The organism is Nonomuraea harbinensis (genome assembly GCF_019396385.1).
Taxonomy (GTDB): Bacteria; Actinomycetota; Actinomycetes; order Streptosporangiales; family Streptosporangiaceae; genus Nonomuraea; species Nonomuraea ferruginea.
The window spans coordinates 56,165-79,987 of the sequence record NZ_JAHKRN010000008.1 but is presented as its reverse complement, the minus strand read 5'-3'; the positions used below and the strand labels follow the sequence as shown (position 1 = coordinate 79,987).

24 protein-coding genes are annotated in these 23,823 nt (G+C 72.4%); 14 read left to right on the top strand and 10 right to left on the bottom strand.

Going from position 1 to position 23,823, the window contains the following annotated elements; translation table 11 throughout:
* Positions 1-8 precede the first annotated feature (8 nt).
* Positions 9-866, bottom strand: coding sequence for an SMP-30/gluconolactonase/LRE family protein (locus tag KME79_RS10930; protein WP_219544331.1), 858 nt, complete (start codon positions 864-866; stop codon positions 9-11).
* Positions 867-925: 59 nt separating this feature from the next.
* Here KME79_RS10930 and KME79_RS10925 point away from each other — a divergent pair, with 59 nt between their 5' ends.
* From KME79_RS10925 to KME79_RS10910, 4 genes are all read left to right on the top strand, one after another.
* Positions 926-1,744: a class I SAM-dependent methyltransferase gene (locus KME79_RS10925; RefSeq protein WP_219544330.1), complete on the top strand. Its 819-nt coding sequence runs from the start codon at positions 926-928 to the stop codon at positions 1,742-1,744.
* Positions 1,741-2,391, top strand: coding sequence for a TetR/AcrR family transcriptional regulator (locus KME79_RS10920; protein WP_219544329.1), 651 nt, complete (start codon positions 1,741-1,743; stop codon positions 2,389-2,391). The genes KME79_RS10925 and KME79_RS10920 overlap by 4 nt, the downstream gene beginning before the upstream one ends.
* A gap of 109 nt (positions 2,392-2,500) precedes the next feature.
* The gene (locus tag KME79_RS10915; RefSeq protein WP_148032058.1) at positions 2,501-3,322 is read left to right on the top strand and encodes an MBL fold metallo-hydrolase; all 822 of its coding nucleotides are present in this window, start codon (positions 2,501-2,503) and stop codon (positions 3,320-3,322) included.
* 77 nt (positions 3,323-3,399) lie between these two features.
* Complete coding sequence (locus KME79_RS10910) at positions 3,400-4,227, top strand: alpha/beta fold hydrolase (protein WP_219544328.1); 828 nt, start codon at positions 3,400-3,402, stop codon at positions 4,225-4,227.
* A 143-nt stretch (positions 4,228-4,370) separates the two neighbouring features.
* Here the strand turns inward: KME79_RS10910 and KME79_RS10905 are convergent, their stop codons facing one another.
* Positions 4,371-5,120 carry a hypothetical protein gene (locus KME79_RS10905; RefSeq protein ID WP_219544327.1) on the bottom strand — a complete coding sequence of 250 codons (750 nt, stop codon included), beginning with the start codon at positions 5,118-5,120 and terminating at the stop codon, positions 4,371-4,373.
* Between the two features lies 1 nt (position 5,121).
* Positions 5,122-5,889 carry a bestrophin-like domain gene (locus tag KME79_RS10900; RefSeq protein ID WP_219544326.1) on the bottom strand — a complete coding sequence of 256 codons (768 nt, stop codon included), beginning with the start codon at positions 5,887-5,889 and terminating at the stop codon, positions 5,122-5,124.
* A gap of 171 nt (positions 5,890-6,060) precedes the next feature.
* On the opposite strand from KME79_RS10900, the gene KME79_RS10895 reads away from it, so the two are divergent.
* Positions 6,061-6,402: an avidin-fold protein gene (locus KME79_RS10895; RefSeq protein WP_261808604.1), complete on the top strand. Its 342-nt coding sequence runs from the start codon at positions 6,061-6,063 to the stop codon at positions 6,400-6,402.
* Between the two features lie 3 nt (positions 6,403-6,405).
* Here KME79_RS10895 and KME79_RS10890 read toward each other — a convergent pair whose 3' ends face one another.
* Entirely contained in the window at positions 6,406-7,041 is a 636-nt protein-coding gene (locus KME79_RS10890) for an Lrp/AsnC family transcriptional regulator (RefSeq protein WP_219544325.1), read from the bottom strand.
* A gap of 108 nt (positions 7,042-7,149) precedes the next feature.
* Between KME79_RS10890 and KME79_RS10885 the strand changes: the two genes are divergently transcribed.
* From KME79_RS10885 to KME79_RS10845, 9 genes are all read left to right on the top strand, one after another.
* On the top strand, positions 7,150-8,724 hold the full coding sequence (locus tag KME79_RS10885; protein WP_219544324.1) for an ABC transporter substrate-binding protein: 1,575 nt from the start codon (positions 7,150-7,152) through the stop codon (positions 8,722-8,724).
* A gap of 2 nt (positions 8,725-8,726) precedes the next feature.
* On the top strand, positions 8,727-9,809 hold the full coding sequence (locus KME79_RS10880; RefSeq protein ID WP_308248871.1) for an ABC transporter permease: 1,083 nt from the start codon (positions 8,727-8,729) through the stop codon (positions 9,807-9,809).
* Positions 9,806-10,681, top strand: coding sequence for an ABC transporter permease (locus tag KME79_RS10875; RefSeq protein WP_148032063.1), 876 nt, complete (start codon positions 9,806-9,808; stop codon positions 10,679-10,681). Before KME79_RS10880 ends, KME79_RS10875 begins: the two co-directional genes overlap by 4 nt.
* A complete protein-coding gene (locus tag KME79_RS10870; protein WP_219544323.1) occupies positions 10,678-11,451 on the top strand; it encodes an ABC transporter ATP-binding protein in 774 nt (257 codons plus the stop codon). Before KME79_RS10875 ends, KME79_RS10870 begins: the two co-directional genes overlap by 4 nt.
* Positions 11,448-12,359, top strand: coding sequence for an ABC transporter ATP-binding protein (locus tag KME79_RS10865; RefSeq protein ID WP_148032065.1), 912 nt, complete (start codon positions 11,448-11,450; stop codon positions 12,357-12,359). Before KME79_RS10870 ends, KME79_RS10865 begins: the two co-directional genes overlap by 4 nt.
* Positions 12,356-13,426 carry a M24 family metallopeptidase gene (locus KME79_RS10860; protein ID WP_308248870.1) on the top strand — a complete coding sequence of 357 codons (1,071 nt, stop codon included), beginning with the start codon at positions 12,356-12,358 and terminating at the stop codon, positions 13,424-13,426. Before KME79_RS10865 ends, KME79_RS10860 begins: the two co-directional genes overlap by 4 nt.
* A 133-nt stretch (positions 13,427-13,559) precedes the next feature.
* Positions 13,560-14,324, top strand: a complete 765-nt coding sequence (locus tag KME79_RS10855) for a GNAT family N-acetyltransferase (protein ID WP_219544322.1) — start codon at positions 13,560-13,562, stop codon at positions 14,322-14,324.
* Positions 14,321-15,421: an o-succinylbenzoate synthase gene (gene menC, locus KME79_RS10850; protein WP_219544321.1), complete on the top strand. Its 1,101-nt coding sequence runs from the start codon at positions 14,321-14,323 to the stop codon at positions 15,419-15,421. The genes KME79_RS10855 and menC overlap by 4 nt, the downstream gene beginning before the upstream one ends.
* Before the next feature lie 99 nt (positions 15,422-15,520).
* Complete coding sequence (locus KME79_RS10845; protein ID WP_219544320.1) at positions 15,521-15,787, top strand: hypothetical protein; 267 nt, start codon at positions 15,521-15,523, stop codon at positions 15,785-15,787.
* 365 nt (positions 15,788-16,152) lie between these two features.
* On the opposite strand, the gene KME79_RS10840 is transcribed toward KME79_RS10845, so the two are convergent.
* The 6 genes from KME79_RS10840 to KME79_RS10815 form a co-directional block, all read right to left on the bottom strand.
* The gene (locus KME79_RS10840; protein WP_219544319.1) at positions 16,153-17,268 is read right to left on the bottom strand and encodes a hypothetical protein; all 1,116 of its coding nucleotides are present in this window, start codon (positions 17,266-17,268) and stop codon (positions 16,153-16,155) included.
* Between the two features lie 5 nt (positions 17,269-17,273).
* The gene (locus KME79_RS10835) at positions 17,274-17,696 is read right to left on the bottom strand and encodes a beta-galactosidase (RefSeq protein ID WP_219544318.1); all 423 of its coding nucleotides are present in this window, start codon (positions 17,694-17,696) and stop codon (positions 17,274-17,276) included.
* Positions 17,697-18,755: 1,059 nt separating this feature from the next.
* The gene (locus KME79_RS10830; protein ID WP_219544317.1) at positions 18,756-19,442 is read right to left on the bottom strand and encodes an ABC transporter ATP-binding protein; all 687 of its coding nucleotides are present in this window, start codon (positions 19,440-19,442) and stop codon (positions 18,756-18,758) included.
* Complete coding sequence (locus tag KME79_RS10825; protein ID WP_219544316.1) at positions 19,439-21,247, bottom strand: dipeptide/oligopeptide/nickel ABC transporter permease/ATP-binding protein; 1,809 nt, start codon at positions 21,245-21,247, stop codon at positions 19,439-19,441. The genes KME79_RS10830 and KME79_RS10825 overlap by 4 nt, the downstream gene beginning before the upstream one ends.
* Positions 21,247-22,185 (bottom strand): ABC transporter permease, encoded by a 939-nt coding sequence (locus KME79_RS10820; RefSeq protein ID WP_219544315.1) that lies wholly within the window; start codon positions 22,183-22,185, stop codon positions 21,247-21,249. Before KME79_RS10820 ends, KME79_RS10825 begins: the two co-directional genes overlap by 1 nt.
* Positions 22,186-23,745 (bottom strand): ABC transporter substrate-binding protein, encoded by a 1,560-nt coding sequence (locus KME79_RS10815; RefSeq protein ID WP_219544314.1) that lies wholly within the window; start codon positions 23,743-23,745, stop codon positions 22,186-22,188.
* Positions 23,746-23,823: the final 78 nt, after the last annotated feature.

The following is a 23,823-nucleotide window of genomic DNA, read 5'->3' as shown; positions in this document are numbered from 1 at the left end:
GGAGGAGGTCAGAGGGTCGTCTCCAGGACGGGACGGCCCCGTACTCCCGGATCGGCCGCGAACAGGGCGCCCGCGAGGGGCTGCTCCGCGCGGTCGACGCCGACCGCGGAGGTGGTGATGAACAGGCGGTCCAGGCCGTCGCCGCCGAACGTCACCGCGGTGACCTTCCGCACCGGCAGCTCGACCACCGCGTCGAGGGTGCCGTCGGGGGCGTAGCGGTGCACGGCGCCGCCGTCGAAGAGCGCCACCCACACGCCGCCCTCGGCGTCGACGGTCAGCCCGTCGGGTTTGCCCCGGTCCACGGTGACGAACGGGCGGCGCGCGGTGAGCCCGTGCTCACGGTCGTAGTCGAGGACGTCCACCCGGCCGGTCAGGGTGTCGGCGTAGTAGGCGCGGTCTCCGGAAGGGCTGAAGTCGAGGCCGTTGGAGATGCCCACCCCGGACAGCACCACGGTCAGCGACCCGCCGGGCGCGGCCACGTACAGGGAGCCCTTGCCCGGGGTCTCGTCCCAGGCCATGGAGCCGATGTAGAAGCGGCCGTCGGGGTCGCAGCCGCCCTCGTTCATCCGCACGGACGGGTCCTGCCACGCCTCGCCCAGCGAGCGGAGCGGCGCGTGGAGGTCGTCGGCGTCGGCGAGCAGCAGCTCGCGTTCGGCGGCGACGAGGAACCCGCCGCCCGCGCGCGGCCTGATGACGGCGGCCAGCGATCCGGCGTGCCTGCGCCGCACGCGCCCCTGCGCGTCGAGCGCGAGCAGGTCGCCGGCCAGCATGTCCACCCAGCGCAGGCCGCCCCAGCGCGGGTGCCACGCGGGGCCCTCGCCGTGGTGGGCGATGGGTTCTGTCACGGGATGTGCGGAGATCGCCATGCGGGCATGCTAACATCATGAATGCACGTTCATGAACGCATGTTCATCCAGGAGTTGGTATGGCGATCGTCAACACTCACCAGGCCGAGGCGTGGAACGGCTACGAGGGCGCCCACTGGGCCGGCCACCACGACCGCTACGACGCCATGAACGGCGTCTACAACGAGCACCTCCTCCGTTTCGTGCGCGACGGCGACCGGGTGCTCGACGTCGGATGCGGCGCCGGCCAGCTCACCAGGCTGGCGGCGCGGCGGGGCCGGGAGGCGACCGGGCTCGACCTGTCGGCGCCCATGCTCGCCAAGGCCCGCGAGCTGGCCGCCGCCGAGGGGGCCGGCAACGTGACCTTCACCCAGGGCGACGCCCAGGTGCACGACTTCGGCGAAGGCGCCTACGACCTGGCTGTCAGCCGGTTCGGCATCATGTTCTTCGCCGATCCGGTGGCCGCCTTCCGCAACATCGGGAGCGCGCTGGTGCCCGGCGGGCGGGTGGCGTTCCTCAGCCTGCGCGACATACCGGAGCTGGTCACGGTGCTCGGCGCCATGGCGGCCCACCTGCCGCCGCCGCCCGAGTCGCCCGACGGCACCTCCCCCGCCTCGCTCGCCGACCCCGCCCGCGTCCAGGAGGTGTTCACCGCCGCGGGCTTCACCGATGTGGAGGTGACCCCGGTGGAGGCCGACCAGGTGTGGGGGCGCGACACGGAGGACGCGGCCGCGTTCCTCGCCGGGTGGGGGCCGATCCGTTACCGGCTCTCCCTCGCCGATCCCGCCTCCGCCGAGCGCGCCACGGCCGCGCTCGCGCCGGCCCTGCGCCCGTACGAGCGAGCGGGCGCGGTACGGCTGCGCGGCTACGCCAACCTGATATCGGGCGTACGGGCATGAGCCCTCGTAAAGCGGCAGCCGTCCCCGGCAGTGAGTCGTTGCCCGCGCACCTCATCGCGACGGCCGAGCGGCTGATCGCCCGGCACGGCGCGGCGGGGCTGACCGTGCGGGCCATCGCCAAGGAGGCGGGGGTCGCCGACGGGGTGCTGTACAACCACTTCGCCGACAAGGAGGAGCTGATCGCGCGGGCGCTGCTGGCGCACGTCCGGACGGTGGAGCGCGGCCTCCCCGCGCTGCCGGACGGCTCCGGCGAGGGTGACCTGGAGACCGGTCTGCGGGCGTACGTCGACTACGGGGTGTCGCTGCACCTGGCGATCCTGCCCGCCTTCGCCGGCCTCCTGGCCCAGCCGGGCGTCCTGGCCCGCTTCGCCGAGCTCGGCGGCGGCCCCGGCCTCCTCCGAGGGCACGCCGAGGGGCCGGACGGTTTGCGGGGGGCGCTGACGCGTTATCTGCGGGCGGGGCAGGCGGCGGGCAAGGTCGCCGCGCGGGCCGACGCCGAGGCCGCGGCGACCATGGTGGTCGGGGCCTGCCACGAGCTCATCCTGCCGCACCTGCTCACCGGCACCCCGGCCGGCGAGATCCGGGTCCCGCCCGGCTTCACCGACCGCCTGGTGGCGACGTGCCTGAGTGGCATCGCCCCTGGCTGAACCGTACGGGCGGGTTTGGCGTCAGCAATCGGTGGCATGGGGTCACTTACTGGACGAAAAGGGACAAAAGTCCTGCCCGACCGTTCCACCCGCAGGAGATGAGGACGCCATGCCCGCCACCGGCCGGGGGAGCCTGCTGTTCATCGGGAACGCCACGACGCTCATCCGCTACAACGGTTTCAACCTGCTCACCGACCCGAACTTCCTGCACCGCGGCCAGCGCGCCTACCTCGGCTACGGGCTGACGACCAAGCGCCTGACCGAGCCCGCGCTGCGGATCGACGAGCTGCCGCCGCTGGACGCGGTGGTGCTGTCGCACATGCACGGCGACCACTGGGACCGGGTGACCCGCAAGGGCCTGGACCGGGACACGGAGATCGTGACGACCCGGCACGCGGCGCGGCGGCTGGGCCGGCAGGGGTTCAAGCGGACGACGGGCCTGTCCATCTGGCAGCAGCACGAGCTGCGCGGCCCCGGCGGGTCGGTGACGATCACCGCGCTGCCGGCCCGCCACGCGCCCGGCTCCGCCGAGACGCTGCTGCCTCCCGTCATGGGGAGCATGCTGGAGTTCTGCGACTCGGAAGGGCTGCCCGACCTGCGGCTGCTCATCAGCGGCGACACGCTGATGGACCGGCGGCTGGAGTCGATCCCGATCCGCTTCCCCGACGTCGACGTGGCGGTCGTGCACCTGGGCGGCACGAAGCTGCTCGGCCTGATGACGGTCACGATGGACGGCGAGCAGGGCTCCCGCTACGTCGACCTCGTCGATCCCACCACCGTGGTGCCGGTCCACTTCGACGACTACGCGGCGTTCGCCTCGCCGCTGAGCGACTTCAAGCAGCACATGCTGAGCTGCGGCCTGGACGATCGCGTGGTCTATCTGGAACGGGGCCAGAGCCTCCAGCTGACCGGGCGCCGTTCCAGCGTCTGAGCCCCTTGCCTTAACGCCGTGCGCGTGGTTCACTGCACTCAATAGAGATCGGTGCTCTCTGATTGGAGCGGTGAACTATGGAATCGCTGGACGTTCCCGGCGGCCGGATCGCATACCGGGTCAGCGGCGAGGGCCCGCTGGTGGTGCTGGTCCACGGCATGGGCGACACCCACCGCACCTTCCGCCACCTGATCCCCCGGCTGGCCGGCCACCGGGTCGCGGCCATGGACGTGCGCGGCTACGGCGCCTCCGGCACCGGCTGGCCCGGGTACGGGGTGGACGCGATCGGCTCCGACGTGCTCGCCCTCATCCGCCGGTTGGGCGGCCCGGCGACGGTCATCGGCCACTCGATCGGCTGCTCGTCGGCGGTCTGGGCGGCGGCCGAGTCGCCGGAGTCCGTCTCCGGCCTCGGGCTCATCGGCACGTTCTCCGGTGAGACGAGGGTCAAGGCGTGGATGCGGGCGGCGTCCTGGCTCGTCGGCAGGAACGCCGGGCTTTGGGGGATGTTCCTGCGTACGAGCTACCCCTCGGCCCGGCCGGACGACTTCGACGCGTACCTGGCGGAGCTGAAGGCGGCCCTGCGCGCGCCCGGCGGCATGGTCCCGCTCCGCGCGCAGATCGCGCTCTCCCTGGCCGGGGTGGAGAACCGGTACGCCGAGGTCACCCAGCCGTCCCTGCTGGTGATGGGCGGTAAGGACGCCGACTTCCCCGACCCCGCCGGCGACGCCGCCCGCACCGCGGCCAAGCTCGGCGGCCCGGCCACGGTACGCGTGATCGACGGCGCGGGCCACTACCCGCACGCCGAGATGCCCGACCAGACCGCCGAGGCCCTGCTGCCCTTCCTGACGACGATCGCGCCACCCCTTGCGACCCACCACCGAAACGACCGCGCACCGACCAGCTGACCGGCATCACCGAGCGGCACTCACCCGACCGGGTAGTCGGGCGGGGTTCACCCGGCCCGGGCGGGCGGTGGACGTCTGATGTCGGCGGGCCGGCTCCTTTGCCTGTGTCGAGGGCGACCGGCGGTCAGGCCGGTTGTGGGTGGTTATTTGACGGCGCCGAAGGCGACGGCGGTGGCTGAGGCGATCACGGTGGTCAGCACCGCCATCAGCAGGACGGTGGCGAGGGGGTTGGGCCGTTCTGGTGGGCCGGGGCGTGCGGCCACGATCCTCAGGTTGGAGGTGGGGGTGGGCTCGGCCTTCGTGGGGGTCGGGGTGGGGGTCACGACGGGCGGCGACACCTGGGAGGCGTGCCAGGTGCTCTCCGGGGCGGGGGTGGCGCGGCATCTGCCGATGTGGACGTGGGAGCGCGGGGTCTCGACGCACACCGCGTCTCCGTACACCCGCACGTCAGGCACCGGCACCAGCGGCCCCGGCCGCCGCTTCCCCGGCACCCGGCCCTCCCCGACGGAGACCCCGGGCGGCTCGACCCGGGGTTTCGACACCCGGGGTTTCATTACCCGAGGCTCGGCCAGCCGGGGCTTCGACAACCGGGAATCCGGCGTCCGGGACCTCGGCCGGGACAGGTTCCTGGCCAGCCGTTCCGCCCGCTCCCCCAGCTCGGCGGGGTCCGGAGGGCCGTGATCGGCACGCACCCCCGTCACGGACCAACGCCCGGCGCGATACGACGCGCCCTCGACGCGGCTGACACGCACGGGCTGGAGATCCGAGGGCGCGACGGGGCGGACGAGCGGTGGGGCGGGGCCGCTGCCGCGCGCCGCCGGTTCGGCGGGCAGGCAGGCGGAGAGGGTCAGCAGGGTGATCGCCACCAGCAGGGGGGCCAAGGGACGTGGCATGTCAGACGCCTCCGGCGATGCGGGCGAACTCGTTCAGCGCCGCCGTGAAGGCCTCCGGGCCGACCGCCAGGGGACCGTCGAAGGCGCGGGCGATGTCCCAGGTCAGATACGTGCCGAAGCCCAGGAGGGCGGCCATCGCCGCCAGCGGCAGCAACGTGATCCCGCGCGGCCGGGCCCCCGCGAGGAACGGGAAGAAGATCACCGCCAGCCCGGTCAGGACGGTGAGGGACAGGAGCCCCGCCGGCGGGGTGGCGGCGGCGTCCGCGGCACGCTGGGCGCGGGCCGCGCCGATGGCCGAGAGGTGGCCGAGCGTGGTGGTCCTGGCCTCCCGCTCGTCGTCGTCGTCCGAGCTCAGCTCGATGATCCGGGAACGCAGCTCGTCGAGCCTGACGCCGCCCATCGGGTCGAGCTCACCCCGGGCCATCCGCGGCCACTCGTCCTCCACGACAAAGGTCGCGTACTCCCGCAACCCGGTGCGGATCGGCCCCACCATGACGGACGGCAGCCCGGCGGCGGCCCAGTAGGCGTCGACCACGGCGCGGCTCTCGACCTGGGTGTTCTGTCTCGCCGCGTCGGCGGTGGTCCAGGGGACGATCACGGCGATCGCGAAGACCAGCAGGAACAGCGCCGACAGCATGGCCCCCGCGTGCCCGGCCGACGGCCCGTCGGCGCCGCGGTCGTCACTCCCCTTGCCCGCCAGCCGGAACGTGAAGGCGGCGGCCCCCACCAGGGCAACCGCCGCCATGACCGAGAACACGTACGCCACCATGACGATCTCCTCGTTACCGACGGTGATTTGACCAACACAGTAAGCGATGTGATCGGAATAGCCAAGGATTCCCCGGGCCCGGCTGGACGGATCGCCGCCCAGCCGGTCGCCGCCGCGCCATCCGTCCAGCCGGTTCCCGGCCGCGGGCGCGCAGCCTCCACGATGGAGCGCGTGAACCTACTCAACGGCCGCAAATTCGTGATGGTGAGCTCGACCGCGAGCAAGGTGGACCCCGACAGCCCCACCGAGTTCGAGTACTGGGAGGAGGACGGCCTGGTGTGGGGCAGCTACACCGGCGACACGGTGACCCTCGGCCGCTTCGTCGGCACCCGGGAGGGCGAGCGGGTCTCGATCTCGTACGTGCACGCGCTGGTGGCGGGCGGCACCGCGGCGGGACGCAGCGACAGCCGGGTGGAGAACGAGTCGGACGGCAGGCTGCGCCTGGTGGAGGAGTTCATGTTCGCCGGTGACGACACACCGCACGTGAGCGTGTGCACCGAGGTCGTCGCCTGACCGTCAGGTGTCCTTGCGCAGCGCCGCCCTGCCCTCGGCGGCCTGCACGAAGCGCATCTTGCCCAGCGGCACGTCCCCCGGCGTCTCGGGGGCGGGCCGCCGGGCGGGGCGGGCCCGCTCGCGGTCGCTCGGCAGCACGTAGGGCCGCTTGAGCACCTCGTCCAGGATGAACACGGTCTCGGTGGCCTTGACCGCGGGGATGTTGGCCAGCCGGTCGGTCACCATGGCGTGCACCTCGGCCACGTCCGCCACCCTGACCAGGATCATCGCGTCGTGCTGCCCGGTGGTGATCGCGCAGTACTCGACCTCCGGCATGCGCGCCAGCTCGGCCCTGAACTGCTTCCACATCTGCTGCCGGACGGTCACGAAGATGAGCGCGGTGATGCCCAGTCCGGCCTTGACCGGGTCCACCTCGGCGGTGAAGCCCTTGATGGCGCCCTCCGCGCGCAGCGCCTCGAAGCGGGTGTAGGCGTTCGCCCGGGAGATGCCGACCCGCTCCGCCAGGGACGCGACCGAGATCCTGCCGTTCTCGCGGAGGACCTCAAGGATCTTCATATGGGTGGAGTCCAGGTCGAGCCCGATGCCGATCCGTCCAGGGTGCGTGCCCCCGGTACCACCATTTCTGGAAATTTCAGTCATTGTTACCTCGCACTCATTTATATCCGTCTCAGTGACCGCACAGAACCTGGACAGATTGACGGACAATCCTGGGCGTTCCCGTTCGAACCGTCCACTTGGAGGACCTACATGGCGACCCGCTCGCAGACGGCGGCAGTGCTGCTCGCCGGTGCGCTCGCCCTCGCCGCCTGCGGAAGCGGCGGCGCACAGGCCCCCGCCGCGCAGAGCGGCGGCAAGACCCTCGTCATCGACACGTCCTTCGACCTGAAGACGGCTGACCCCGGACGCACGTACGAGCCGACCGGCCTCATCGTGGGCAAGGCCACGTACGAGACGTTGCTCACGTTCGACGGGTCGGACGTGACCAAGCCCGTCCCCGCCCTCGCCGAGTCCTACGAGCTGTCCGACGACGGCAAGGTGCTGACGCTCAAGCTCAAGCAAGGAGCCACGTTCGCCGACGGCTCCCCGATCACGGCCGACGACGTGGTCTTCTCGCTCACCCGGGTCCGCGACATGAAGGGTAGCCCGTCGTTCCTGCTCGACGGCGTGGAGGTCGAGAAGACCGACGACACGACGGTCACGATGACGTCGGAGAAGGCCAACGCCGCCCTGCCGTACATCCTGCCGAACCCCGCGCTCGGCATCCTCAACAGCGACGTGGTCAAGGAGAACGGCGGCACCGCCGACGCCCAGGACAAGGCCGAGCAGTACCTGAACGCCAACTCGGCGGGCTCCGGCCCGTACCAGATCGAGACGTTCAACGTCAGCAGCCAGGTCGTGCTGAAGGCGAACCCGCAGTACCACGGCGACAAGCCCGCGTACGAGAAGGTCGTCATCCGCAACGTCGAGTCGGCGACGCAGAAGCTCAACGTGCAGCGCGGCGACAGCCAGCTGGCGCTGAACCTGTCCGGCGACCAGGTGGCGAACATGCCGGACACGCTGCAGGTCAAGAAGACCGCCTCGGCGAACGTCTTCTTCCTGCTGGCCAACCAGGACTCCGAGATCAGCGACGTGACGACGAACGCCAAGTTCGTCGAGGCCGTCCGCAAGGGCGTCGACTACTCGGGCCTGCTGGAGCTGGCCGGCGAGGGCGCGGCCAGGGCGCCGGGCGTGATCCCGTCCCAGATCCTGGGCGCGCTGCCCGAGGGCGAGGCGGTCCAGCGCGACGTGGAGGGCGCCAAGGCGGCGCTGGCCGAGAGCGGGCTGTCCAACCCGACGGTCAAGCTGGAGTACCCGACCGAGCTGACCGTGAACGGCCTGTCCTTCCAGCCGCTGGCCGAGCGCGTGCAGGCCAACCTCAAGGAGGTCGGCATCACGGTGGACCTCCAGCCCGCCCCGGTGACGACGGCGCTGGACAACTATCGCAACGGCAAGGAGGAGATGGGCCTGTGGTACTGGGGCCCTGACTACCCCGACCCGAACGTCTACCTGGCGTTCCTGCCCGGCCAGCTCGTCGGCGAGCGCGCCGGGTGGAAGGCCGGCGCGAACAAGGAGCTGGAGGAGCTCGGCGAGAAGGCGGCGACCGCGATCGGCGACGACGCCCGCACGCAGGCCTACCAGGAGGTGCAGCGCAAGCTGAACGAGTCCGGGCCGTTCGTCCCGCTCATCCAGCCGAGCCAGAACATCGTCGCGGCCACCTCGGTCACCGGCATCGAGTACCACCCGGTGTGGCAGGTCGACGTCGCCGACCTGGGCGTGCAGTAGAAGTGCCCGCGAGCGTGGAGAAGGGCGCGGCGGTCACCCCGCCGCGCCCCCGGCGGCCGGCGCTGCCGCCGCTGGCCCGGTTCCTGATCCGCCGGGTGCTGATGGCCATCCTCCTCGCGTGGGGGGTCACCCTGGTGACGTTCGTGCTGACGAACCTCGTACCGGGCGACCCCGTGGCGGCGAACCTGGGCCAGCGGGCCATGAACGACCCGGAGATCGTCGCCCAGTGGCGGGCCGAGCACGGGCTGGACAAGCCGCTGTGGGAGCAGTACGGCCTGTACCTGCAGGGGCTGGTCCAGGGTGACCTGGGCGACAGCCAGCAGAGCCACCGGCCCGTCAGCCAGGACCTGGCGGAGGCGGTGCCGGCCACGCTGGAGCTGGCGGGCGCGGCCATCCTCATCTCGCTGGTGCTCGGCGTGGCCTTCGGCGTGATCGCCGCGCTGCGCCGCGACCGGCTCTCCGACCACCTGCTGCGGCTGGTGAGCCTGATCGGCATCTCGGTGCCGACGTTCTGGCTGGCGCTGGTGGCGTTCTACGTGTTCTTCTACCGGCTGCAGATCACCCCGGGCAGCGGCCGGGTGGACCCGGCGCTCGGCGCGCCGCCCCCGGTGACCGGGCTGCACACGGTGGACGCGCTGCTGGCCGGCCAGTGGGACGTGTTCGGCTCCGCCGCCGGCCACCTGATCACGCCCGCGCTGGTGCTGGCGCTCTACACGATCGGGCTGCTGACCCGGTTCACCCGCTCGGCGGTGCTGGAGGTGCTCGGCCAGGACTACGTGCGCGCCGCCCGGGCCAAGGGCCTGCCGGGACGGGTGATCCTGTTCCGGTACGTGCTGCGCTCGGCGCTGGTGCCGGTCATCACGGTGGCGGGCCTGGCGTTCGGCAGCCTGCTGTCCGGCACCGTCCTGGTGGAGGCCATCTTCGCCTGGCCGGGCATCGGCCAGTACGCCTACAAGAGCGCCACCACGCTCGACCTGCCCGCGGTGATGGGCGTCGGTCTGGTGGTGGGCGTGGTGTACCTGGTCATCAACCTGATCGTGGACGTCCTGTACGGCGTGATCGACCCCCGAGTGAGGTTGCGATGAGGCGGGATCCCCTGGCCCGCAAGGGGCTGCTGGGCCGGCTGCCGCAGGCCTGGCGGCAGCCGCTCGCCGTGTCCGGCGTGGTGATCGCGGTGGCCTGGCTGGTGATCGCGGTGGCGGCGCCCTGGCTGGCGCCGCACGACCCGCTCGCCCAGGAGCTGCCGCGGCTGGCGCCGCCGGGGCCCGATCACTGGTTCGGCACGGACCAGCTCGGGCGCGACATCCTGTCGCGGGTCATGCACGGGGCTCGGGTGTCGATCCCGCTGACCCTGGCGCTGGTGGCGCTGTCGTTGCTGATCGGCGGTCTCCTCGGCGCCTGCGCCGGATATTTCGGCCGATGGGTGGACGAGACGATCATGCGGCTGGCGGACCTGGTGTTCGCGTTCCCGACGGTGATCCTGGCGATGGTGGTGGCCGCGGCGCTCGGCGCCAGCCTCACCAACGCGGTGCTGGCCGTGCTGGTCGTGGCCTGGCCCGCGTACGCGCGCGTCACCCGCGGGCTGGTGCTGGGCGTGCGGGAGCGGGAGTTCGTGCTGAGCGGGCGGCTGCTCGGCTTCTCCGCGTGGCGCTCGCTCCGCGTGGACGTGCTGCCGAACGTGACCGGCCCCATCCTGGTGCTGGCCACGCTCGACATCGGCACCGCGCTGCTGCTGCTGTCCGGCCTGTCGTTCCTGGGGCTGGGCGCCAAGCCGCCGTCGCCCGAGTGGGGGGCGATGGTGTCGTCGGGCGTCGAGGTGTTCGACAGCTGGTGGGTCGCCACCTTCCCGGGCCTGGCGATCCTGACCGTGGTGCTCGCGTTCAACTTCCTCGGCGACACCCTCCGCGACGCCCTGGACCCCCGTACCGCTCGCGCGATCAAGGAGCGTGCGCTGTGACGCTGGCGATCACGGACCTGAAGGTGACGATCGGCGGGAAGGACATCCTGCGCGGCGTGGACCTGACGCTGGAGCCCGGCCGGGTGCACGGCCTGGCCGGCGAGAGCGGCTCGGGCAAGACCATGACCGGGCTGGCCGTGCTCGGCCTGCTGCCGCACGGCTCCCGCGTCACCGGCGGCATCGCGCTGGAGGGGCGCGAACTGCTCACGCTGCCGCCCAAGGAGCTGAACAAGGTGCGCGGCGGCGAGGTCGCCATGGTCTTCCAGGACCCGGCCACCAGCCTGCACCCGATGCTGACCGTCGGCAGGCAGCTCACCGAGCACATGCGCCACCACCTCGGCCTCGGCAGGGCCGAGGCCCGGGACCGGGCGGTCGAGCTGCTGCGCAAGGTGCGCATCCCCGGCGCGGAGGAGGCGTACCGGCGCTATCCGCACCAGTTCTCCGGCGGCATGCGGCAGCGCATCGCGATCGCGGTGGCGCTGGCCTGCTCCCCCAAGGTGCTCATCGCCGACGAGCCGACGACCGCGCTGGACGTGACCGTGCAGGCGGGCGTGCTGCGGCTGCTGCGCGGGCTCTGCGACGAGCTGGGCCTGGCGGTGCTGCTGGTCACGCACGACCTGGGCGTCATGTCGGCGGTCGCGGACGAGGTGAGCGTGATGAAGGACGGCCTGGTCGTGGAGACCGGGCCGCGCTCCCGGGTGCTGCGCGAGCCGGATCACCCGTACACGCGCACGCTGCTGGCGTCGCTGCCCGACGCGGAGGTCTCATGAGTAGCCTGCTGAAGATCGACGACCTGGTCGTCGAGCACCGCACCCCCGGCCGGCCCGTGGTCAGGGCGGTCGCCGGGGCGAGCCTGGAGGTGCGCGCGGGCGAGGTGGTGGGCCTGGTCGGCGAGTCCGGCTGCGGCAAGTCCACGCTGGCCCGCGCCGTGGTCGGGCTGAACCGGGCCGCCTCGGGGTCGATCAGCTTCGAGGGGACGCCGGTGACGCCGCTGGGCCTGCGCCGCAGGACGATGACCGGGGTCCAGATGGTGTTCCAGGACCCGTACGCGTCGCTGAACCCGCGCCGCCGCGTCGGCGACCAGATCGCGGACGGGCTGCGGGTGGCGGGCGACGCCACGAGCAGTCCGGCCGACCTGCTGGAGCGGGTGGGGCTGCCGCGCGAGTTCGCCTCCCGGCACCCGCACGAGTTCTCCGGCGGGCAGCGGCAGCGGATCGCGATCGCGCGGGCGCTGGCCGCGCGGCCGCGGCTGCTCATCGGCGACGAGCCGATCTCGGCGCTGGACGCCTCCGCCCAGTCCCAGGTGGCCACCCTCATGCGGGACCTGGCCGTCTCCTCGGGGGCCGGGCTGCTGTTCATCAGCCACGACCTGTCGGTGGTGCGGCTGATCGCCGACCGGATCGCGGTCATGTACCTGGGGCGGATCGTCGAGGTGGGCGACACGGCCGAGGTGTGGGCCGAGCCTCGTCACCCGTACACGCAGGCCCTGCTGGGGGCGATCCCGAAGCCGGACGGGATGGGGGTGCTGCCGGCCGAACTGCCGGGCGACGTCCCCGACCCGGCGGACCCGCCGCAGGGGTGCCGGTTCCATCCCCGGTGCCCGCTGGTGATGGACGTGTGCCGGGTCAAGGAGCCGGAGTTCGGGCCGGTCGCCTGCTGGCTGCACGAGCCGTCGTGAACCCGCCGGACCCCTCCCAGCCCCCGCCGGACCTCCGGCCGGTGGGCGGCGTGCGGGAGGAGCGGACGCGCCCCGCCGTGTCCGTTCCGGTCTCCGGAGGGGACCGGCTGAGTGCCGTACGGGCGGGGATGGCGGCGGACGGGATCGACGCGCTGGTGCTGCGGCCCTCGCCGGACTTCCGGTTTCTCGGCGGGCGCGGTGACGGCTTCCTCGTGGTGACGATGGACGGGGCCGCCGAGACCGCGGACCCGCGCCCGTACCTGCCGCCGGGGGTGCGGCGGGTCGGGGTGGACCCCGAGATGCGGGTGCGGGAGCTGTTCGGGCTGGCCGTCGACGCGGAACTGGTCCCGGCCGGGCAGGTGCTCGCGCCCCTGCGGCTGCGGAAGGAGCCGTACGAGGTCGCGATGGTCGAGCGGGCCGCGCTCGCCGCCGAGTCCGTGCTGGCCTGCGCCCCTGAGCTGTCCTGGTTCGGCGCCACCGAGCGGGCCATGGCGACCCGGCTGCGCGTGCTGGCGCTGGAGGCGGGGTGCGAGGAGGTGCTGTCGGTGCGGGTCACGGCCGGTCCAGGCACCGCCGCGCCGGGGAGCGCCCCATCCGACCGGGTGATCAATCCGGGGGACGCGCTGCTGGTGTCGCTGAGCGCGCGCTGGGACGGTTACTGCGCCGAGGTGGCCCGGGTGTTCGCGGTCGCCGAGCCGCCGGAGGACTACGACGCCGTGTACTCGGTCGTGGTGGCGGCCCGCCACGCCGGGATGGCGGCGGCCCGGCCGGGCGTGCCGGCAGCGGCGGTGGCGGCTGCCGTGGCGCAGGCCGTCGACGACAGCGGCTACGGCCGGTTCGCGGCGCCCGGGGCGGGCCGGGGCGTCGGGCTGGGCGCCGACGAGGGCCCCCGGCTGCGCGCGGACGACGACACGCCGCTGGAAGCGGGCATGGTGCTCTGCCTGGAACCGGCGATCTACGTACCCGACCTGTTCGGCGCCCGGGTGGCCGACATCGTGGCGTGCACGGAATCCGGCCCCCGCCCCCTGACCACGGCCCCTTCCTCCCTCCCCGTCCTCGAACGCTGACCCCGCCCAGAGCGGGCTCCTCGGGCGGGGCGACGAAGAAGCCCGCCGTCTTGGTATGCCCGGACGAATCCCGGCGGGGGTGCGGTGGCATAACGTCGCGGTGACATCCGACCCACGGAGAGGGCCGACAGCTTTGAACGCCATCAGAGAGCTCCACGGCATCGCGGAGTTCGAGCAGGTCATGGCGCTGTTCGAGGACATCTGGCACTTCGAGCCGGCCGGGCGGCCGATCACCGCCGAGCTGATGCTGGCCATGGCGCACGCGGGCAACTACGTGGCGGGCGCCTTCGACGGCGAGCGACTGGTGGGCGCGTCCGTGGCGTTCTTCGGCGCGGACGCCACGCTGCACTCGCACATCACCGGCGTGCTGGGCTCCCCCGGCACCGGGTTCGCGCTGAAGCTGCACCAGCGGCAGTGGGCACTGGAGCGCGGGGTGAGCCGGATCACCTGGACGTTCGACCCGCTGGTGCGCCGCAACGCCCACTTCAATCTGGCCAAGCTGGGCGCCCGGCCCGAGGAGTACCTGCCGGCCTTCTACGGCGTCATGGACGACGCGATCAACCAGGGCGACGAGGCCGACCGGGTGCTCGCGGTCTGGCCGATCACCGACCGGCGCGTCGAGGCCCTCGTCTCGGGTGCGCGCTCCCCCGTACCGGTGCCGCCGGACGCGGTGGTGGCGCTCGCCGGCGACGGCGGGCGCCCGGTGCCCGGCCGCGCCGACGCCGCCACCGTCCTGGTCGCCGTGCCCGAGGACGTCGAGCGCCTGCGCCGCACCGACCCCGGCATGGCCAAGGCCTGGCGGCATGCCGTACGGGAGACGCTGGGTGACATGCTGGCTGAGGGACGCAGAGTCACCGGATTTCACGACAAGTCGTACTACGTAGTGGAGAGAGCGTGAAGATCACTGGAGTCGAGCTGCGCCGGGTCGCGATGCCGCTGGTGGCCCCGTTCCGCACCTCGTTCGGCACCGAGACGGCCCGCGACGTGCTGCTGGTGCGGGTGGTGACGCCCGACGCGGAGGGCTGGGGCGAGTGCGTGGCCATGTCGGAGCCGCTCTACTCCTCCGAGTACGTGGACGGCGCGGCCGAGGTGATCCGCCGCTTCCTCCTGCCGAGGCTGCCCGCGAGCGTGGACGCGCAGTCCGCCGGCCGGGCCATGGAACCGGTCAAGGGGCACCGGATGGCCAAGGCCGCGCTGGAGACGGCCGTGCTGGACGCGCAGCTGCGGGCGTCGGGCGAGTCGTTCGGCCGCTACCTCGGGGCGTCCCGCGACCGGGTGCCGTGCGGGGTCTCGGTGGGCATCATGGACTCGATCCCGCGGCTGCTCGACGCGGTGGAGGGCTACCTGTCCGAGGGGTACGTGCGGATCAAGCTGAAGATCGAGCCCGGCTGGGACATCGAGCCGGTCCGCGCCGTCCGCGAGCGCTTCGGCGACGACGTGCTTCTCCAGGTGGACGCCAACGCCGCCTACACCCTGGCCGACGCCCGCCACCTGGCCCGCCTGGACGCCTTCGACCTGCTGCTCATCGAGCAGCCGCTGGCCAACGACGACTTCGTCCAGCACGCCGCGCTCGCCCGCCGGTTGCGCACCCCCGTCTGCCTGGACGAGTCCATCGAGTCGGCCGAGCACGCGGCGGCGGCGATCGCCCTCGGCTCCTGCTCCATCATCAACATCAAGCCCGGCCGCCTCGGCGGCTACCTGGAGGCCCGCCGCGTCCACGACCTGTGCCGGGCCAACGGGATCGCGGTGTGGTGCGGCGGCATGCTGGAGACGGGCCTCGGCCGCGCGGCGAACGTGGCGCTGGCGGCCCTGCCCGGCTTCACCCTCCCGGGCGACACCTCCGCCTCCCGCCGCTACTTCGCCACCGACCTCACCGAGCCCTTCGAACTCTCGGACGGCCACCTGGCAGTGCCGACGGGGCCCGGCCTCGGCGTGGACCCGATCCCGTCCATCCTGGACGAGATCACCACGTCCAAGGAGTGGATCCCCCTCTGACGCACCTTAGGTAGAACGCGCACACACCTGGAGTTACTGTCTAGTCTCCTAGACGCTGATCTGTCTACTAAATTAGACGCCGCCGCCATGGTTCAGGGAATGAAGACTGCCACCGAGGTGGAGAGGTGCCTGCGATCCGCAGCCCGTCGTGCCGAAGCCCCATACGTCGTTGATGAGGTTTCGGGCCAGAACGGGCGGCGACGAGGTAAGGGATCCCACAAAATGGTCGGCTTGTATGACGAGGAAGGGGAACTGCTGGCGTGGACGACGATCCCGCAACACCCTGGCGACCTCGCTCCTCGGGTGACGCGGGAGATCGAGGCGACCTTCGAGCCGTACCTGGGGAAGGGATGGATGGACAAATGAAGCCCGTCTACGAAGTGCAGGTCTGGCAGGAGGACGACTGGTGGCTGGCGCGGGTCACAGCTGCCGGCGACGGCGCCGATCCGGCTCCACTCAACGCACTAACCCAGGCACGGACCCTGACCAGGATCGAGTCGATGGCTCGCGACCTCATCGCGACGATTCTCGATGCGGAGCAGAGCACGTTCGACATCGAGACCACATATGCCCTGCCTGAAGACGTAGGCGAGTTGCTGTGCGAGGCCAAGGGCGCGCGTGCGTGGTTGGACGCCGCGCAGGATCTGTGGCAGGAGCGATCCACCATCGCCGCTCGTGCCTTGACCGAGAAGGGATACTCGCTCCGGGAGACGGCGACGCTGCTCGGTCTGTCACACCAGCGCGTGGACCAGCTTCTGCGCGGCAACGACGATCTCGGGCGAAGCAACGTGGTTGCCATAGAGGTGAGAGCTCGCGGGGAAACGGGTTCCTTTGCCAGCCGGACGCGACGCGAAGCCCCTCAGGATGTGGACGTGGTGCTGGTCTTCCGCGCCTCCCCGGCGATGGGGGGACCGGAAACCCTGGCCAAGGACGTGACGCGGACGAACATCCAGGAGCGGTTGCGAGCCGCCGTCAATGAGTGGTTCTCCCGCATGCACCAACCCGGACGACCGTAAGACCTTCCTCCTGGCAGTCGATCTCATCGAGAGATCGCCGATCTCGTCGCACACGTACCGGACCCAGCAGACCGATGGCCTGAGGTTCTGGCCTTCGACGAAGATCGGCTCCTGGCCGACGGTGATGGTGTCTCCTGGGCGCACCGCGTGGGAAGTGCCGTCGAGTCGGCGCAGCGTCGTCGTGTCCCGGCTTGCCGGGATCTCGGCGGTGCCCGCGACCGTCCACATGACCGCGGCCCCGTGCGTCCCGCCGTCGCCGGTGACCGTGACCTCGCACCGCCAGACATTCGCGGGGAGTCCGATGGCGTCCCCATGACCGCACGATCGGCTGGAGGCGTGAGCGAGCCAGCGTTGCAGCTGCTCGACGGCCAGGGCGGCCGAGGTCGGCACGCCGCCCTCGGCCTGCAGGACGATCGGGATCTTCGTGCCGCCCCAGTTGTAGAAGTACATGCGTTCGACGTTCAAGCCGCGCGCGTAGAGGCCGACGAGGAAGTAGCGAGCCGCGTAGGCCCTCGCGGTGAGGGCGTCCAGCGGGCGCTCCAGGGGGAGTGTGTAGGAGGTCCCGGTGCTCCAGAGCCGTGGGTGCACCCCGGCTTCATGCAGGGTCCGGTCCGCGAGATCTGCCAGCTCCAGCATGGTTTCGGGAGGATCGGACGCGATGCGCTGGTGCAGCTTCACGCTTGCCACATCACCGTGGCCGTAGCCGCCGAGCTGCGCGAACCTGCGCAGGGCGTCGCGGCCGTCGCGGCTCCACAGCCGCCCCATCCCGGGGCACACCAAGGTGGCCTCGGGATCGGCTCTCCTGATGATCCGTGCTGCGCGATGAGTCATCTCGATCAGCGTGCCGATGTCCCCGCTGTGAAGCGGTGATCGTTGCCGAGCACCCACAGCTCGTATGCCGCGATCCGGCCCCGATAGCGGCCGGCCACGGCACGGACGAACGACTCCCAGTCGGCGAGGTCGTCCGGGGGCGCGGCGCGGGAACCATCGGGGTAGGGGGCCGGCGGGCCCGTAGGACTGGCCCACCCAGGCGTGCCACCGAAGACGAACAGCACCGGCAGCCTCGACCGCTGCGCACCCTCGACATGGCGATCGAGCGTCGACCAGTCGAACTCACCACGCCTTGGCTGGATCTGCGACCAGCGGGTCGCGCTGTCCCACAGCCGCACGGCGCCGATCCGGAAGGACGGCATGGCCCCGGTGGCGCTGTTGACGGTGACGCCGAACAGCGTGGCCGGCACCGGGGCGGGCGGACGCACCCAGCTCGGACCTGTGATCCGCGGGAGGCCGGCCGGGGACCCCGTCGGGTTCCCCGGCGCGCTGGCCGTCAGGATCAGGAGGCAGGCGATGACCAACCCCGCGCTCGTCCAGACCACGCCTCGCCCGTCGGCCGCCGCGCGCCGGACGGGCTCGCGCTCTCGTGGTGGCCGGAGCAGGACGGTGATGGATTCCTGCGATTCCGCGCTCTCCTCAGCGGGGGTGGTCGCTCGGATCCACAGGCGATGCAAGTGGGCCAGGTCGGTCTTGTCACTGTGACCGCTCTGCTCCTTCAGTTGACGGAGAAAACGGCCTAATTCGTTTGCGCGCGGCGCATCCGCCACAGCTGCCCCCAGCCGTCCCGTAGGTCGTGCCCGCATGCTACATCGGCCCGGTGAACGCGTCCCGGGACGAGGATGTTCTCGCAGGTCACAAAGGCTTTCCCGTCCCGAACGTCCCATATGAGGGCGGAGGCGTTGCGGGTTGGCCGACGCGATTGTCAGGCTGTCGTCCACGATCCAGGCGAGATGCCGACAAAGGCATCCTGTATTCCGAACGGGGCTTGACACATGCATTCCACAACCGCGCGTCTGGCCGTCATTTCTTCGGCGGTGGCCGCCACGCTTCTCAGCGGGCCTGATCACGACAAGCGGCGCGCACGCCGACGACACGGTCTGCACCACCGTCGCCCAGTCGCTCGCCGGCTGCGGCGGCGTCACCAATCTCAGCGGCACGGCGGTCGTGGCGTACAAGAGCTGGTGCGACGGCAACAACGGGCCATGCGGCAACTCGCACCAGCGCCGTCTCACCCGCGGGCAAGTCACCCCATGGTTCGAGGACTGGGACGCGGTCTGGGTCCCCTGTCGAGCCGTCGGCTACAAAACCGTAGGCGGGGGCGCCGTGCAGTACCCCTGGACGGGCGGTGCCGGGAGGCCCGGCGGCGTGGGCGCTCACAAGATCCGTGACCCCGAGCACCTGGTCATCACGGGCGTCTTCTGCTGAGCCGGCCCCGGCTCCCGGTCAAAGGTGACCGGCACGCCCTTGGCGAACCCCCGGGGGGATCAGCGGCGCAGGCGCGGCACCGCCTCCAGGAGGGTCCGCGTGTACGGATCGGCGGGGCTGGAGACCAGATCCACCGTGTGGCCGTGTTCGACGACGCGCCCCCGGTGCATGACGGCGATCTCGTCGCACACGTACCGCACCACCGCCAGGTTGTGCGAGATGAAGAGGATCGGCAGCCCCGTCCGGTCACGCAAGGATCGGATCAGGTTGAGGATGGACCCCTGCACCGACACGTCCAGGGCGCTGGTGATCTCGTCGGCGACCAGGAGGTCGGGGTCGGCGGCGAGGGCGCGGGCGATGGCGACGCGCTGGCGCTGGCCGCCCGACAGCTCGCGCGGGTAGCTCGGCGCCGTCTCCGGGGGCAGGGACACCATGCCCAGCAGGCGGGTCACCTCGGCGGCGCGCGCCCGGCGCGGGAGGTGGAGGAGGGCTTCGCCGACGGAGTCGCCGACGCGCATGCGCGGGTCGAGCGAGGCGTACGGGTCCTGGAAGATCATCTGGATGCGGGAGGCGCCGGTGACGCTGCCGGTGTGCGGGACGAGGCCGCTGACGGCGCGGGCCACGGACGACTTGCCGCTGCCCGACTCGCCGACGAGCCCGACGATGCGGCCGGGCGGGATCTCCAGGGTCACTCCGTCGACGGCGGTGAACGCGCCGTACCGGACGGTCAGGTCGTCGATTCTCACGAAGCCTCCCAGCAGGCGACCCGGTGGTCGTGGCCGTGTGCCTCCAGCGCGGGCCGATCGGTGGCGCAGCGGCCGGTGGCGAGGGGGCACCGGGGGGCGAACGCACAGCCGGCGCCCACCTCGGCGGGCGCCGGCTGGCGGCCGGGGATGCTGGCCAGCGGGAGCGCCCGGTCGGTGTCCATGTCGGGCAGGGACGAGATGAGCGCCCGGGTGTACGGGTGGGCGGCGCCGTCGGCGAGGCGGTCCACGGGCAGTTCCTCCACGACCCGGCCCGCGTACATGACCACCACCCGGTCGCACAGCTCGCCGACCACGGCGATGTCGTGGGAGATGAACAGCGCGCCCGCGCCGCTCTCCTCGACGACCTCGCGGAGCAGGCGGAGGATCTGGCGCTGGACGGTGACGTCGAGCGCGGTGGTGGGCTCGTCGGCGATGATCAGCTTGGGGTCGCCCATGAGGCCCATGGCGATGACGGCGCGCTGGCGCATGCCGCCGGAGAGCTGGTGCGGGTGCCGCGCGGCCTGCTTCTCCGGTTCCGGCAGATGGACGTGGCCGAGCCGGTCGACGGCGCGCCGCCGGGCGTCCTCGCGGGTGGCGCCCTGGTGCACGACGGCGACCTCGGCGAGCTGGCCGCCGATCTTGAGCGCGGGGTTGAGCGAGGCCATCGGGTCCTGGAAGACCATGGCGAGGGAGGTGCCGAGCTGCTTGCGGCTCAGGTTCGCCACGTCCTCGCCGCACAGCCGCAGCCGCTCGTGGCTGACGGTCCCGGGGTACGGGACGAGCCCGCCGACGGCGGCGGCGGTGAGCGACTTGCCGCTGCCCGACTCGCCGACCAGCCCGACGATCTCGCCGGGCCGCACGCTCAGCGACACGCCGCGCACCGGGGTGACGCCGCTGGGGAAGGTGACGGTGAGGCCGGCGACGTCGAGGACGGCGCCGGGCTCGGTCTCCCCCGCGTCCGCGGCGGCGGCCGGCCGTTCCTGGCGGGAGCGCGGAGTCCGTACGGGGGTGCGGGCGGCCCGCCTGGCCAGGGCGTCGCCGAGGAGGTTGAAGCCGATGCCGGCGAGCGCGATGGCGGCGGCCGGGCCGAGCGCGACCTCCGGGTGGATGTAGATGCGGCCGAAGCCGTCGAAGAGCAGCCTGCCCCAGTCGTAGTCCGGCGGCTGCACGCCGAGACCCAGGAACGACATCCCGGCCAGGCCGAGCAGCGCCCCGCCGAGCGCCTGGGTGAGGTTGAGTATGAGCGGCTCGGCGATGTTGGGCAGCACGTGCCGGGCGAGGATGCGGTGGCGCGGCACGCGCAGCATGCGGGCCGCGGCCACGTAGTCGGCCCCGGACACGGAGGCGGCCAGCGTCTGGGTGAGCCGGGCGAAGCCGGGGGCGATGGCCGCGCCGATGCCGAGCACCGCGCCGCGCGCGCCGAGCCCGGCGACCACCGCGGTGAACATGGCCAGCAGCAGGCCGGGGAAGGCGACGAGCGCGTTGACGGCGCCGGTGACGAGCCGTCCGGCGCGGGCGGGCAGCACGGACGGGAGCGCGCCGAGCACGATGCCGGCGCTCGCGCCGATGAGCGCGGCGGCCAGCGCGAGCTGCAGCGAGTACCGGCCGGCGACGAGGACGCGGGCGAGCAGGTCGCGGCCGAGGTTGTCGGTGCCGAGCGGGTGCGCGGCCGAGGAGCCCTGCAGGATCGCGCCGGCGTTGACCAGTTCGGCCGCGTCCCCCCAGATGGGCGGCCCGATCACGGCCAGCACCACCATGAGCGCGGCCAGGGCGGCGCCGGCGATGGCCGCGGGGGTGCGGAGCATCACGACTCCTTGATGGCGGAGGTCGGGTCGAGCACGCCGAGCACGACGTCGACCAGGAGGTTCACGAGCAGGACGATGGCGCCGTAGACGAGGATCACGCCCTGGGCGACCGGGTAGTCCTTCTGGGTGATCGCTTCGACGATCTTCCCTCCGAGCCCTGGCCAGGCGAAGACGTACTCGACCAGCACGCTGCCGGCGATGAGCGAGCCGAGCAGCAGCCCGCCCAGGGTGAGGGTGGCGGTGAGCGTGTTGGGCAGCACGTGCCGCAGGTGCAGCCGGGCGGCGGGCAGCCGCTTGGCCCTGGCCAGCCTGACGTAGTCGGTGCCGAGCACGCGCAGCGTCTCGACCCGGGCGATGCGGGCGATCATGGCGGCCGGCCCGAGTGCCAGCGCGAGCACGGGCAGCAGGTAGGACTCGGGCCCGGCCTTCCCGGCGGGCGGCAGCAGCCCCAGGCCGATGGCGAACACCGCCACGAGCGCGATCGCGTACAGGAACTCGGGGATGGCCACCACGGCGCTCGTGACGGAGCCGAACGTGGCCTCGGTGCCCCGGTTGCGGCCGTTCTCGGTCCGTACGGCGGCCCACATGCCGAGCGGGACGGCGGCGAGCAGCGCCACGACGGTGGCGAGCAGGGCGAGCGCCAGCGTGTTGGGCAGCCGGGCGGCGATCACGGCGGTGACCGGCTCCCCCGTGAGGAACGAGGTGCCCATGTCGCCGGTCACCAGCCCCGACACGTACGCGGCGAGCTGCTCGTGCGGCGGCAGGTCCAGGCCGAGCGCGGCCCGGCGGGTCTCGACCAGCTCGACCGGGGCGGCCGGGCCGAGCGAGGCCCGTACGGGGTCTCCGGGGATCAGGTGGATCATCGCGAACGCGGCCAGCACGAGCACCGCGAGCGACACCGCGAACCGGACGAGCCGCCGGATGAGCGGACGGCGCACTCAGCCTCCCTGGGTGAGCCGGAACGAGCTCGGGTCGAACAGCCCGCCGGCCATCCGGAAGGCGGCGTTCTTGGTGGCGATGAGCGTGGTGTTCCCCACGACGGGCACCAGGTCGGCGCTCTCGAACAGAGCGGACTCGGCCTGGCCCCAGAGCGCGCAGCCCTTCTCGCCGGGCGTGCCGTTGGCCTCGGTCACCAGCTCGGAGTAGCGGTCGTTGTCCAGGTGGGCGAAGTTGGCGCCCTTGGGCGCGGCCGGGCCGGAGAGGAAGCCGACGAGCTGCGACGGCAGCGTGACGGTGATCGGCAGCCAGACGGCGTCCCAGTCCTGGGTGACGTTGAGCGACTCCGACAGCTTGGTGTCGAGCACGCCGTTGAGCTTCACCTCGGCGCCGGCCTTCTTCCAGGCGGCGGCCATGTACTCGGCGGCGGCCTGCACGCCCGGCCCCCGGGTGGTGGCGTAGAGCAGGCGCAGGCTGAGCCGCTTGCCGTCCTTGACCCTGATGCCCTCGGGGCCGGGCTTCCAGCCGGCGGCGTCGAGCGCGGCGGCGGCCGCGGCCTCGTCGAAGGCGGGCACGTGGCCGGTGACGGTGTCGCCGGGGCAGGCGCGGGGTTCGACGACGAGCCCGGTGGCGGGCCGGCCGGTGCCGCCGGAGGCGATGCCGCCCAGCTCGGTCAGGTTGAGCGCCTGGGTGAGCGCCTTGCGGACGGCGGGGTCGGCGCCGGGCCGGTCGTCGCCCTGGTGGTAGAAGAACTGGCCGTTGCCGACGGGGGTGACGATCTGCCCGATGCCGGGGGTGGACTCCATGCGGGCGCGGTCGGGGCCGAGGAACTGGGCGCCGTTGAGGGTGCCGGCGACGAGCAGGTTGGCGGCGGTCTGCTCGTTGGGCACGACCTTGAGCACGACCTGCTCGGGCAGGTCCGCGCCGGTGCCGCTGCTCCCCCACGCGTAGTCGCGGCGCACCTTGAACGTGTAGTGGTCGCCGGGCGCGGCCTCGGACAGCACGTACGGGCCGGAGCCGGAGGTGCCGCGGGCGAGCAGGGAGCGGTCCTCCACCCCCTTGCCGCAGACGATGAAGATGTCCCTGGCGCTCTCCAGGATGAACCCGAACGGCTCCGGCGTGGACAGCGTGACGGTGCCGTCGCCGGCCTCCGCCTTCATGCCCACCGGTACGAACACGCCGTAGACGGGCGACTTGGTGTCCGGGTCGGCGATGTGGTTGATGGTGCCCGCCACGTCCTCGGGGGTGACCGGGGAGCCGTCGGAGCAGGTGACGTCCTTGCGCAGGGTGAAGGTGACGGCGTCCGGCTTGACGTCCCACTTCTCGGCCAGCCCGGGGACGATGCCGCCGTCCTCGCCGGCCCGCACGAGCGTGTCGTACGCGATCGAGAGCACGGTGTTGGTGACCGACAGCACGCCCGTCGCGGGGTCGAGCACGCCGGGGTCGGCCGGGATCGCGTACGTGAACGTGCCGCCGGTGGACGTGGGCGCCGCCTCGGGCGTGCCCGCGCCACATGCGGTGGCCAACAGGGCCAGCGCGGCGGCGCCTGCTGCTTTCTTCATGGGAACTCCGGGAGGTGGGAGGTGATGCCCCACCTTTTCCGCTTGCGGCGGCTCGTTCTTCGTGCCCGCCCACGAAAT